The organism is Clostridium yunnanense (assembly GCF_016595795.1).
Taxonomy (GTDB): domain Bacteria; phylum Bacillota; class Clostridia; order Clostridiales; family Clostridiaceae; genus Clostridium_AR; species Clostridium_AR yunnanense.
Window position 1 is genome coordinate 83,260 of sequence record NZ_JAENHN010000046.1, and the last position, 12,212, is coordinate 95,471.

Consider the following 12,212-nt stretch of genomic DNA (forward strand, 5'->3'; position numbering starts at 1 on the left):
CCTCCATAAGACCTTAATTACTTCATATGGTAATTATACTACTTGTACCCATACCCATATCCTTATACTTATATATTATCTTTTTTTAAACTTGAATATCAATACACATTTAAACTTTATCTTTATTATTCTGAAGTGATATATATTTCACAGAAACATAATCAGTTAACCAAACTCCATTTTTTGAAAGATAGAATTTATGCCCATCATCAAACATTCTTATTGAATCAATCTTCAGTACAACAGGTTTTCCATGACGCTTGCCCACTGATAAGGCAGTATCAAGATCCATAGATAAATGTACATATTTCCTGCTTTGCTTCTGTATTCCTACACTCATAATACTATCAATAAATCTTGTTGAAGTTCCATGATAAAGGTATTTTGGCGGAATACTTTCCTCTAATTCCACATCAACCTCTATCGAATGCCCCTGATTAGCTCTTACCTTTGTTCTATCATCACTAAAACTATATCTTTGCTTATTATTTTCCTTAACAATACGTTCAAGAGTCTCAAAATCTATCGTTTTCCCTACTCTATTTATTCCTTCAATTAATTCTTCTACCTTAGCCCAGCCGTGTTCATCTAAAGTAATACCTATAGTCTCTGGACTATGTCTTAAAATTAGACTAATAAATTTTCCTAATTCTAGGTCTTTTCTATTCTCTTTCATTTTTCCCCCTCATTTAGGTTATACATTTCAGATAATATTTATGGAGTTATTAGTCAACCAATTGGTTTATACATAAAAAAATCTCAAGAAACTGCCATAGATTAAATTTCCGTAAAAACCTCTTAATTAGTTAGCTTTACATATTTTCCACAGCAGTCTTCAATTCCCTAATCCCCTCTTCATAGTCTGCTACTCCATCCAAAACTTTAAACTCTTTATCATCTATAATTGATTGAAGAGCTTTTTTTCTAATAATCTTTTGATCTTCAGGATTAGCTTGAAGCTTTATTTTTTCGAAATATTGATTACTGCTATGGTCATACTTTGCAGAAATATATTCCTTTACATAGGTCTTGAACCACCTAGCAGCTGCTTCTAGCTCATTAGTTTCAATATATAATTTGCTGTAATTACCTGCCGCTGAACCTAGCCCTATTTGAAACATCTTCTGAAGTTTATACCATGTACCTAAATAGAATTTTGCCTTGTCATAATCCTTTGCATTCCTTGAAACCTTAACTAATGCACTGAGCATAGTACAACTATAAATTATATAGTTTAGTAGTTTATTACTACAGCATTTTATAGCTTCTTCATTCTTTCCTTGTTGCAAATAAAGTCTTGTATATAGCACAACTGGGTCTATTGGGTGTAGTGGTAACTCATTAAGTGATTTTTCGCTTTCTTCATAATTACCCATATCCATCTGAAGCTGTGCCATACTAAAAAGAGCTATTGGAGTATACTTAGGATCCCTACTTTCTACTACTTGCTGCAGTATGGACAAAGAATATAGTTTTTTTGATTTTATAAATTCTTCCGTTGGATTCTCTGCTGTGATTAAATACATATAAAGCAAGGCTGCCAACTCAAGCTTAAGATAAATGCTATTTGAATACTCATTTAAATATATCAAACACTTTTCTTCTCCAGCAGAATACCCTTCATGTAAGAAAACTTTAACCAATTCTTGTTTAATATTAGTAACTTCAGTTTCTGAGAGCTCCAGCTGAAAGGATAATAATTCATCTATTGATGTTTTTAATGCTCGTGCTAATGGGGCTAAAAGAGATATATCAGGCGTAGAATTTCCATTTTCCCATTTGCTTATTGCTCCTGCTGAAACACCAAGGATTGCAGCTAATTGTTCTTGAGTGATATTCCTTGCTTTTCTTAATTGAAAAATTGTTTCCCCAAGCTTTAATTTATCCAACTTAATACCTCCGTTTTTTTCTTACTTCAAAGGCCTTCGATAGATTTATTATAAAACCAATTTCTCCTGGCCACAATGGAGGTAAAGTTGAACTTCAGTAAATAAACTTGAAGGAGCTTCAACTATAAAGATTGAATTTTGGGCTCGTTATAGTTTCTCTCTAATGAAAAAAGTGCTCCGTCCTCAATAAAATGTCCTTGCCATAGGGCCCATTTTACAAAACGCAAGCACTTTCTTCTTAATAACTATACTTTTTATTTAAATCCAAAGTCTTGAAACTAAAAAACTAGCTCACCAGGTCTATATCCACTTGGCAACTCTTCTTCAACTAAAAATTTGAAGTTTTCATCACGTAGTATTGGTAAAAATACATCGTATGGAATCTTTGTGAATTCACAGCCATAACTGCTTGCTCCGAACCACTTGCCTTCTTTGCTGCTTAAATTTAAGTCTCTAGCAAATTTTGTGTGGTTTGAGCAATCATGAACTGCTAAATCCCATTGTTCTTCATCAGCTATCTTCATGAATTTAAGAGTTAATTCTCTACTCCAAGTTGGAGATATGTATCCTTGTCTTGATATATACATGTTTTCCCCATAATAGTTGTCTATGTTATTCTCATTTAAATGCAATTCTGCACAGTTGATAAAATCTACTTTTGTATCTAATATCGCTTGCTTTTTCTCAAAGAAAGTTTCAAAAAACTCAGGAGTCATTGGAGTTTCGATACCTACGCTCTTAAAGTATTTCTTTGCTATCTTAATATTCTCAATAACTTTATCCGCACAGTTAGATGCACCTAAGTTGAAACGTATCTCATCAAGACCAGCTTCTGCTAATGCTTTTAAAGTCTCTTCTGTAGCTAAAAGACCATTTGTATATAAATGTTGATGAATATCAGCATCTCTGAACTTCTTTACTACTGGATAGTATTTTTCGATTTCCATGAATGGTTCTAAATAAACATATGAAATACCAGTAGGTTTCTTATGTATTGAAAGAAGAAGATCAATATCCTTCTCATAGAATTTTGTTTCTCCAATTTGCCACATGCCTTCTCCAATTGGAGGAATAAAATCAAGCTCGCCATAATTGTAGCAGAACTTACACTGTATATTGCATTTGTTTGTTTTTCTAATTGCACTCAAGCCAGTTCCAAATAGGCAAGAAGTGCATCCTTTTGAAAACTTACTATCATTTCCTACATAAAAAGTTCTATTTTGTAAAGTTTTAAAATTTTTAATTTCCGACATTAACATTTCATTTCTATGATCAATAGCTGCCTCGATTTGAGCAAAGGTAGCGTAAATGATTTCTTGTTGCTTTGTCATTGGTTCCTCATCCTCTGGTAACATTGCAAAAAACTCGAACCAACTCAATGCATCCTTCTTTGAAATTTTCATAAAGTTCCTCCTCTAATTATCCTCTTGAAGACTTAATTTAAATCTTCAAGCCATGCTTTCCATGTACTCTTCTTAAAAGCCATACATGAACCCATCTAATTATATATCAATTTTACTATTTTGTATTTAAATAAAGGGTATAATTTTCAAAATTGTTTTTAGCACAGACTTTAATTTTAGCATGTGTGTACAATAATGAAAACAAAAAACTGTGGACTTCTTATACATTATTGACATTTTTCACGAAGTTATTAAGTAACTTTATTAGTTGTTAATACTTTTTTTAAGTAAAATATTTATTTTATAACAATAAACGAGGCTACACCAAGAGTACCATGTCCCCCTTAGTGCAACCTCATTTTTATCAACTATTAATTTTACTTCTCAATTTTCCACCATATTATTTCGTCAGTTTCCTTATACCTAACAGCCCCTAAATTTTCTAAAAGCTTGTTCGATGGCATGTTTTCTTTTTCAGTATCAGCAATCACTGATAGCGCTTGAGGATTTTTAAATATCCATTGAATTAATGCATTTAAAGCTTCTCTTGCATAACCTTTTCTTTGATGACTTTCCTCAATTACATATCCAATTATTCCCTCACCACGTTCATTAGGGCATCCTTTAAGTATTATGAAACCAATTATTTGGTTATCTTCTTTATGAATTATAGCCCAATTAGTTAGCCACAAATAGTTGTTAGCATCCTCTAGTACCCTTCTTAACCTTACCTTCATTGCATATTCCATATCTTCATCAAGAACTGTATTTACTACGTTTAATCCCAAATCAGTTTGCATTTTTTCATAATCTTCTAATGCTAATGCAAGTTGATGTGACTTTAATGGCAATATGGTCAATCTCTCCGTATCCAAGCTATGGTTTATTGTGTTCACATCTATCATTTCATCTCTTTTAATTAACTTATAATTCATTTTTACTTTGCCTCCATAAAATCAAGATTAGGGCATAACTATACCCTAGGGTAACTTTCCAACTACTCCTATGTAGCCACTTACCTATTATGAAGACATACTTTAATATCCAATTTAACTGTACATCAAAATGTTAGTAGGATCTTGCATTGGAAGTAGTTCTATACAAATTTGAAATATTAATATCTTACTCATTGGCAACCACTCCTTTATATACTTCCAAAATATACTATAACATAAAGCTTTTATAATTTATATCTTTATCTTAATCCAAAATTGAAGGTAACACAAAATTACTTATAATATTATCTAAAAAGTAACTCTTATCACCTGTGAAATTGGTTCTTGATGTAGCTACCATCACAATATCAAGCTCCGGGATCACCCATATTTTCTGTCCTCCTGCACCTGAAGCAGAGTATGTAATATACTCTTTGCTTTGATTTTCAGCTTTCTCTCTTCTTATATACCATAAATATCCATAGTGATAGCCATATGCCCACTCAAATCTACCTTTTAAGGATTCTTCTATCCATGTTTTCGATACAATTTCTTTACCATCCCATATTCCATTATTAAGATACAAATATCCTATCTTAGCCATATCCTTAGGCTTCATAAACAAGTTACCACCGCCAAAATTATAGCCCTTTTTGTCCTTTTCCCAATAAACTTCTTTTATTCCCAAGGTTTTAAAAAGAAACTTATTAGCAAAATCATAGGTGCTCATTTTTGTTACATTGGATAAAACTCCAGATAAGAGATGGGTGTTTGCAGAATTGTATAAAAACCTTTCACCTGGGCTAGCCTCCATTGGTAAGCTTAAGATACTTTTAATCCAATCACCATCACTGAAAAGCATTTCAAAAGTTTTTGCTCCCTTTTCTATAGAAGCTAATCCTGATTTCATAGTTATGAGATGCTCTATGGTTATCTCTTTTTTGAGTTCATCATTTTCAAAATAGTAATCTGGCAAAAACTTATACACCTTTTCTTCTATACTATTTATATATCCCTTATCTAATACAATCCCTAATAATATAGACATTATGCTTTTAGTGGCAGATCTTAAGTTATAACATTCACCATGTTCATCAATTAAAGTTTCGTTTGGCTTTCCTAAAACTCTTAGCGTTTGATATAGACTCTTTCTAATTATTAATGAGCTATTTTTTTCATAAGTATTTTTATTTTGGCATTCATATATTAAGTGTCCATTTTTTATCATCATAAAGCTCCGATAGCTCCGAAAGTTTTCTTGTAGATATGGCTCAATCTTTTTGATATATAAAGAATTAACGCCTTCATCTTCAGGTTTTGAGGATTTCCACCCGTTATTTGGATAATAATCTCTTTCTTTAAATATTTGTTTAACTTCCATCTTAGATACTCGCCTTTCTAGCTTTATGTCACCTATGGATGAAAATTTATTCAAGCTTTCACCTTAACCAAACTTAAATACTCCACCAAAATACTTACATTTTAACATCAAAATGCAATCTACCGTCTTTTTCAGAAACAAATGGTTCTCTTTCCTTTATATATTTAAATTCCTCCAATCTCGTTAGACAGTTACGAAGTATATATTTATCCAATACATTAATATATTTATCATTTTCACTATTCATAACGTAACTTTTTCCTAGCTGTTGTAGAAGCATACCTCTGATATTGCTAATTTCCCTAACAGCAATTGAATTAGGCAATTCAGACAAGGTCAAACGATAATAGAACGCTGTCCCCGAATGACGTTTTTTATCACCAAAATGAGATTTTATTACTTGAATTAAATTTTGTATAAGTTCAATTTCCTCTGGAAATGCTGTTCCAATAAATCGCAAAGCAACAATAGAGATCTCAAAGTATTCACCTATATTACAGCTACTGTCAAAGTTCATCCTAGAAATCCTTTCCTTAGTTCTCTGAAGCATATCTTTCACTTTTTCACTTTGTCCATCAAATATTGCAAGAATACGTAGGATTTCAAGCTCATAAGCATTTGCAGTAAACATAAGAGTATGAGGAGTGACCATTGTTATAGTTCTATATTTCTTTCCTTCATTATATGGAGGAATATAAAATAGAGGATATATTTCAGTCAGCTTAATATTACCTTTTGGGATTTTCATATTACTGTAAAAATGTTCTATAGTGCTTTTATCTGCAACACTTTTTAATAGGATATCAGAAATTTCTCTTTTTTCATCATCAGAGATGATTTTATCTTTTATGATCGATTCGTTTATTTTAAATACAATCTCGTATGGACTCATCTTACCTCTCCTAAATTTACACAAAAAATATTTGCGGTATTCTGTCTATTTATCTATAAACTTCTTCAAATTACAAAAGTAATTGCTACATTAAAATTATATTACATTTTAATCCAATTTTATTAGGACAATAAAAAAAAGTTCTACATCCTGAAAATATAGAACTCTTTTTTACTTAAATTTAATTAATTTTACAACTAAAACGTTGTAAAAACTTTATACTTCAAATAATTTGACATCTTTTAAACATATAATTCTTTTTTTATTTTATTATCCATTTTTATTGAGCTAGGAACTCTATATTACCTACAAGTTCATATTTTAGATATAATAGTATTGAACACTTTTATAGTGATATGCAGCAACATTGCATTTTATATTTTAAGGTTGGTGATTATAGTGAATATTAATATTGGAAAACATGAATTCAGCATTATTTGGGATGGTATATATTATCATGCATTGTCCAATTATCCTAATATAACAGAATGGGAACTAAGTGGAATTATTAAGTTTGTAGACTATGAAAGTATTCATGGGAGAAAGGTCGAAATTGTTAGTGATAATCAAGAAATAATAGAAAAAGTAAATTATGCTTTATCCAATAAAAATCAGTATATAAATGTAGAAAGACCAGAAAAAATAACAGAATGTACTGCATGTAAACAAAAAGGTTGTATAACTAAGTATCTTTGCCACACAGCACCGGTTGAAAACGCTTTGTCCATTATTAGAAGTGGGCGTATACTTTCTGCTGTTAAAGCAAGAAACATATCAGCAGAGCAATTAAAATTAGAACAAAGGAATGCAGCCAAAGACCCTACAGATTATTTTGAATATTTAATGCTAGCTTGGGGGAATTGCCAGGCTGGTGATAGACTTGTTATGGAAAGAAAATTAGAGCGCCAGCCCAATGAAGAGGACTTAAAGGAAAATTTTACTCCCGGAGTACGTTTCTTTTTTAATTATGATGAATTAGTAAAACATCCTAATGCTGTTTTTGATGGATATCATCCACTGAAAATTAAATATGAATTAACATTAGCAGATAATGTATTTGCAATTATAATTCCTGAGTTATATAGCGAGATTTTTGAAAATATAATCACTGATGACATCAAAGATAGAGTGTATTACATTGATAGCATGAACAAAGATATATGGCAATGGTCTGAAAATGTTTATAACTTTATTGATACATTATAAGTTTAGCTTATCAATAAATTATTGGGTGATTTTATAATGTAATAAAAAAAGTAGCAGTTATACTTATTTATATCACTGCTACTTTTTATTATTTAATCTTCTATAAAGCAAATATAATTATACGATTTTGGTAGTATATTCCTTACAAGTAACCCCATAATAATAATTATCTTTATGTTATTAAATACTACCTACTCATCAATATCGCTGCTATCATGCTCTGAAACATAAAAGCAGATAGGAACATGTCTTTCATAACAATCTTGGCACATTTCCTTTAAACATTCAGGACATTCTGTCATATCCTCTTCTTCGAAATACTCTTCACATAGCTGACATTCTATCATAGATTTTAACCTCCAAATTATATGTCATAAGATTATACCACTAGATTGTATCTCTGTAAAAGGCTTTATTTATTTCACTTTTCAATGCACATGCCTATGATGAATATCTGGCGAATGTGAATGGATATGCTCTATGAGTTCATGACTATGAAGATGTGAATGGTTTCCACTTATGATACTACCATCTATATGCTCATGGTCATGGTGTTCATCGTTATGATTATGCCTATGTTCATGTTCAATTGCTTCATGTTTATGCATATGCTGGTGTTCTTCCCTAAGCAAAAATACTGTTCCTATAATCATAATAGGTAACGCTATAAAAAACATAATATTAGGAGTATCGCCTAGCAAAATAAAAGACAAAATAGAACCAATAAATGGTGCAGTGCCAAAAAGTGCACTTGTTCTTGTACTTCCTATATGCCTCATAGCAAATACAAATAATACAATGCTTACTCCATAACAGAAAAAGCCAATAATCATAGCGATTATTACCAGCCTAAATTCTGGGATTCTATTATTCAGTAGCTTTGCCAAGACTAATGAAAATGATCCTGCTACTATCCCCTTCATAGTAACGATAGTGAATGGATTTTTTGCAGATATATTTCTCGTAAAATTATTATCTATCCCCCAACAAAAACATGCTAGAACAACTCCAAGTGAGCCTATTGAAACTCCCCATTGATTCTTAAAATCCCATGATAAAATAATACTTGCGAGCGTAAGAAGTACTACCGCACTCAAGATTTGTTTTCCTGCACTTTCTTTAAAAAATAGAATTGCTATTATTGTGGTTGCAACACTTTCAAAGTTTAATAATAATGAAGCTGTTGAAGCAGGCGTTATTTTAAGGCTGCTCAATAAAATAATTGGAGCAATAACCCCACCTGCAATAATTGCACCCAGTAGCCACTTTAAGTCTTTTTTCTTTAAGGGAGCTTCACTTATACCTTGTCTATTTATTAATAAACTAACTAATTGAAACACTACTAGACCTATTCCACTACCAAGATATAAAAATGCAGCAAGAGCAACAGGTTCAATTTGACCTAATAATATTTTTGTTATGGGAGCACTTGCTCCAAATAGAATAGAGGCTACTAATGCCATAATAACTGGGTAAATTTTTGATTTATTCATGCATACTCCCCCACAATTCATTTACTTCTCAAGCCTAAGGATTTATTATATTTATTGTATTTCCATTATACTCCAGATCATAAATAATTGAATATAAAATAGCAGAAATACTTGGAGTATTCCTGCCGTTCTAACACAATTAGAGTAGTCCGTAATATTGTATAACATATACAGCTGTTATGCTATTTTTGTCATCCATTCCCCACACTCCCAAACCTCCCTCACAACATAACTATAAAATTCCGTTTCATAGCACACTAAAATTATGTTGTCCCATATTCCTTTACTTTTCTTTATCTTTATTATATCTATACCTTTATTAATTATTTTCCAACTGCCATATATACCTATTTTTTCGGAAGATAAGACATGTCAACATCCCTACAATACCAAGGATAAAAAACAAAAATGCCGCACCTGACCCTTTTCCCATTCCGAATATCACTGCGAATACCCCACTTGGCTTTTGCAGTGCCATAAATGGTTCAAATACTTTATCAACTAAGAACCCACCCAAGAAATATCCAATGGGGATTGTAAAAAACTGCAAGGTATTCCTTGCAGAGTAAACTCTCCCCTGCATCTCTATCGGAATGTAATTTCTAAATAATACATCCATATTAGAGCTCATAATAGGAATAGCAATCCATCCTAAAACTGCACCTACACATAATACTGGTATTGATTTTCCAAAGGCTAAAAAGAAGTTTTCAGTGCTCATTGAAAGTAGTAACGCATTGCAAATCATTCGAACACGACTTTTAGGCGTTGGAAGAATAGAAGCAAAAATGCTGCCTACCAGCATAGCAATTCCAGTAACAGTATTAATAATTCCAAGAGCTACCTCTCCATCTCCCTCTCTAGATAAAAGCATAGCTGGTAAAGTGGCATTGAACATCGAAGCAGTAAAATTTATAGCGGCCAAAAACAGAATCAAATCCAGAATTCCACGGTTATGCTTCAAGAAGAGCAATCCATTTTTTGCTGACTTAAGCACTGATTCTTTCTCCATATTTTCATGCTGCACCTTTGGTATTTTTACAAAACATAATAGAGAAATAAAAGCAACTGCAAAGGTTAATAAATCAAATACTATAATCATATCCATGCTGATTAGGGTTAAAAGGGCCGTTGCCATAATTGGAGTCATTATATTTATAAGAGAATTAGAAAAGGATCGCATTCCACTGACCTTTTGGTAGTGCTTTTTTTGTGTAAGAATACTAATAGTTACATCTGCCGCTGGTTGCTGAATTGTATTCATAAGTCCATTTAATGCATTTAGACAGTAAAGATGCCATATCTCCAGCCTACCAGTTTTCAATAGAATCAATACTACAACAGTACACAAAGCCGCAAAGCTATCGCTTATAAGTATTGTGATTTTCTTGTTCCACTTATCACTTAGAGCACCTGCAAATATACTCATAACTACATAGGGCAAATAGGTGCAGACAGAAAGTAGCGCAGTTATAAGTGCAGAGCCATGTTGCTGATAAGACCATATGATTAAGGCAAAATTGGTCATAGAACTACCTAAGGAGGAAAGTGCTTGCGTAAGCCATAAAATTAAAAAGCTTCGAAGCTCTATGATAGAAGTTTTAAAGGATTCCATATTGACCCAGCTCCTTTTTATAGAATTAAATTATAAAAACTTAAGTTATGCTTGTTCAAAAATCTAGTGTTTGAAGGTTCTCAGACATATATTAATAATAGTTAAACTAAAAACTATATGTCTCCCAGTTCAATGAGTTGAAATATAACTGTTAAAACAACCCGGTACATCAATATAGTATCATCTGGTGTTAATAGGTCCAAGGTCGCAGATACTTCTGTAGTAAATATGCTCATATGAAATAGAAAAAGGCATATTCTCCACAGAACTAACTGTGAAAAATACGCCTCATCTATCATCCTGTTACCTTAAAGAGGTACCCATTTTACTTACTGCCGCTACAGGCTTTAAATATAGAACCAACTCTACTATTTAAGTCAAAGTAACCTGAATCCATTAGTATTGTCGGCTTAACCTTTAGAGCATTTGGTCTTCCATTATCTAAACACTTTCTTATCAATCGTAAGAGTACCCTTATTTCTTTCCATTATCAAAGAAAGATTCTGTTATATGAAATAACCAAAGACTAATTAAAATCAAAATAATTGAAATAACTATGACTATTATATTTGAAAGTCCAAATATCCCAAGTTTATATCCATGTCCAAGAATGCCTGGAATTATTCCTCTTATAAGATGTTGTGCTGGTACAACTAATAGTATCATTGCTAAAATTCTTAAAACCACTTTCATCATTATTCCTCCTATTTATCTTAATACTGTAGCAGATTCAAAAATACTTTTTACCTCTTCCACTGCTTCATCTACATCTTTGATTTCATCTTTTGCAATTGCAAGACTTACAGAATCAATAATACTTCTAACACATCTTGCCATAATTTCTCGTGAAAAATCTCTATAACTTTTTTCAATTTCTTGCCCATATTTAAATATTTCAATTAAAGGTTGATATATACTATCATCTTCTCCATTAAACAACGCTTTTCCATCCTCAGTGCGGCTATTTAAAATAATATCTACTATTGCTATTGTTTCCTTCTTTTTTTTCCTTGCAAAATATAAACATGATTCAATATAACTATTCAATGTATCCATTGAGTTTTTATCAACTCGTATATGCTGCTCCATATACATAGCTGCTTCCTCATAATAATTTGCTACTGCAGATTGTAATAATAAATCTTTTGTCGGAAAATGATAAGTTATAACACCTTTACTTACATTGAGTTTATTTGCAACCTTTCCAACGGAAAAATTTGCAAATCCCAATTCCATAATTAATTCAACTACTGCATCTACAATTTGTTCTTTTTTACCCACTTCTTCGTCTCCTTATTAGTACTATCGTACTAATATATTAGCACGAACGTACTAATCAATCAATACTATAAGTATATTAAAAATAGAAATTCACTGAAATATCTAGATTTAGCTATC

General features: G+C 31.6%; 12 protein-coding genes and 1 pseudogene. 1 reads left to right on the forward strand and 12 read right to left on the reverse strand.

The features are described from left to right. Positions 1-109: 109 nt before the first annotated feature. The 6 genes from JHL18_RS16620 to JHL18_RS16645 all read right to left on the reverse strand — a co-directional run bounded on the left by JHL18_RS16620 (position 110) and on the right by JHL18_RS16645 (position 6,500). Positions 110-676, reverse strand: coding sequence for an RNA 2'-phosphotransferase (locus JHL18_RS16620; protein ID WP_200271242.1), 567 nt, complete (start codon positions 674-676; stop codon positions 110-112). Positions 677-812: 136 nt separating this feature from the next. Next, positions 813-1,889 carry a helix-turn-helix domain-containing protein gene (locus tag JHL18_RS16625; RefSeq protein ID WP_200271244.1) on the reverse strand — a complete coding sequence of 359 codons (1,077 nt, stop codon included), beginning with the start codon at positions 1,887-1,889 and terminating at the stop codon, positions 813-815. 278 nt (positions 1,890-2,167) lie between these two features. Then, positions 2,168-3,292, reverse strand: a complete 1,125-nt coding sequence (locus JHL18_RS16630; RefSeq protein WP_200271246.1) for a radical SAM protein — start codon at positions 3,290-3,292, stop codon at positions 2,168-2,170. Positions 3,293-3,669: 377 nt separating this feature from the next. Next, complete coding sequence (locus JHL18_RS16635) at positions 3,670-4,227, reverse strand: GNAT family N-acetyltransferase (RefSeq protein WP_200271248.1); 558 nt, start codon at positions 4,225-4,227, stop codon at positions 3,670-3,672. Between the two features lie 265 nt (positions 4,228-4,492). Next, a complete protein-coding gene (locus JHL18_RS16640) occupies positions 4,493-5,662 on the reverse strand; it encodes a serine hydrolase domain-containing protein (RefSeq protein ID WP_200271250.1) in 1,170 nt (389 codons plus the stop codon). A 40-nt stretch (positions 5,663-5,702) separates the two neighbouring features. Beyond that, positions 5,703-6,500, reverse strand: coding sequence for a hypothetical protein (locus JHL18_RS16645; protein WP_200271252.1), 798 nt, complete (start codon positions 6,498-6,500; stop codon positions 5,703-5,705). A 399-nt stretch (positions 6,501-6,899) separates the two neighbouring features. Between JHL18_RS16645 and JHL18_RS16650 the strand changes: the two genes are divergently transcribed. Further along, positions 6,900-7,706: a hypothetical protein gene (locus JHL18_RS16650; protein ID WP_200271254.1), complete on the forward strand. Its 807-nt coding sequence runs from the start codon at positions 6,900-6,902 to the stop codon at positions 7,704-7,706. A gap of 191 nt (positions 7,707-7,897) precedes the next feature. Here the strand turns inward: JHL18_RS16650 and JHL18_RS16655 are convergent, their stop codons facing one another. The 6 genes and pseudogenes from JHL18_RS16655 to JHL18_RS16680 form a co-directional block, all read right to left on the reverse strand. Further along, on the reverse strand, positions 7,898-8,053 hold the full coding sequence (locus JHL18_RS16655) for a hypothetical protein (RefSeq protein WP_200271256.1): 156 nt from the start codon (positions 8,051-8,053) through the stop codon (positions 7,898-7,900). Positions 8,054-8,134: 81 nt separating this feature from the next. After that, on the reverse strand, positions 8,135-9,199 hold the full coding sequence (locus JHL18_RS16660) for a DMT family transporter (protein WP_200271258.1): 1,065 nt from the start codon (positions 9,197-9,199) through the stop codon (positions 8,135-8,137). 319 nt (positions 9,200-9,518) lie between these two features. Then, a complete protein-coding gene (locus JHL18_RS16665; protein WP_200271260.1) occupies positions 9,519-10,814 on the reverse strand; it encodes an MFS transporter in 1,296 nt (431 codons plus the stop codon). A 325-nt stretch (positions 10,815-11,139) separates the two neighbouring features. Beyond that, positions 11,140-11,262, reverse strand: a pseudogene (locus JHL18_RS16670) (flavin reductase family protein); the annotation flags it as partial. Positions 11,263-11,288: 26 nt separating this feature from the next. Continuing rightward, positions 11,289-11,507, reverse strand: a complete 219-nt coding sequence (locus JHL18_RS16675; protein ID WP_200271263.1) for a hypothetical protein — start codon at positions 11,505-11,507, stop codon at positions 11,289-11,291. 15 nt (positions 11,508-11,522) lie between these two features. Next, positions 11,523-12,095: a TetR family transcriptional regulator gene (locus JHL18_RS16680; RefSeq protein WP_200271265.1), complete on the reverse strand. Its 573-nt coding sequence runs from the start codon at positions 12,093-12,095 to the stop codon at positions 11,523-11,525. Between the last annotated feature and the right edge of the window lie 117 nt (positions 12,096-12,212).

What these genes read in the sequence shown, in the direction of transcription:
- JHL18_RS16665 (WP_200271260.1), bottom strand. Translation starts at nt 10,814, where the DNA reads ATGGAATCCTTTAAAACTTCTATCATAGAGCTTCGAAGCTTTTTAATT.
- JHL18_RS16675 (WP_200271263.1), bottom strand. Translation starts at nt 11,507, where the DNA reads ATGAAAGTGGTTTTAAGAATTTTAGCAATGATACTATTAGTTGTACCA.
- JHL18_RS16630 (WP_200271246.1), bottom strand. Translation starts at nt 3,292, where the DNA reads ATGAAAATTTCAAAGAAGGATGCATTGAGTTGGTTCGAGTTTTTTGCA.
- JHL18_RS16660 (WP_200271258.1), bottom strand. Translation starts at nt 9,199, where the DNA reads ATGAATAAATCAAAAATTTACCCAGTTATTATGGCATTAGTAGCCTCT.
- JHL18_RS16655 (WP_200271256.1), bottom strand. Translation starts at nt 8,053, where the DNA reads ATGATAGAATGTCAGCTATGTGAAGAGTATTTCGAAGAAGAGGATATG.
- JHL18_RS16635 (WP_200271248.1), bottom strand. Translation starts at nt 4,227, where the DNA reads ATGAATTATAAGTTAATTAAAAGAGATGAAATGATAGATGTGAACACA.
- JHL18_RS16645 (WP_200271252.1), bottom strand. Translation starts at nt 6,500, where the DNA reads ATGAGTCCATACGAGATTGTATTTAAAATAAACGAATCGATCATAAAA.
- JHL18_RS16620 (WP_200271242.1), bottom strand. Translation starts at nt 676, where the DNA reads ATGAAAGAGAATAGAAAAGACCTAGAATTAGGAAAATTTATTAGTCTA.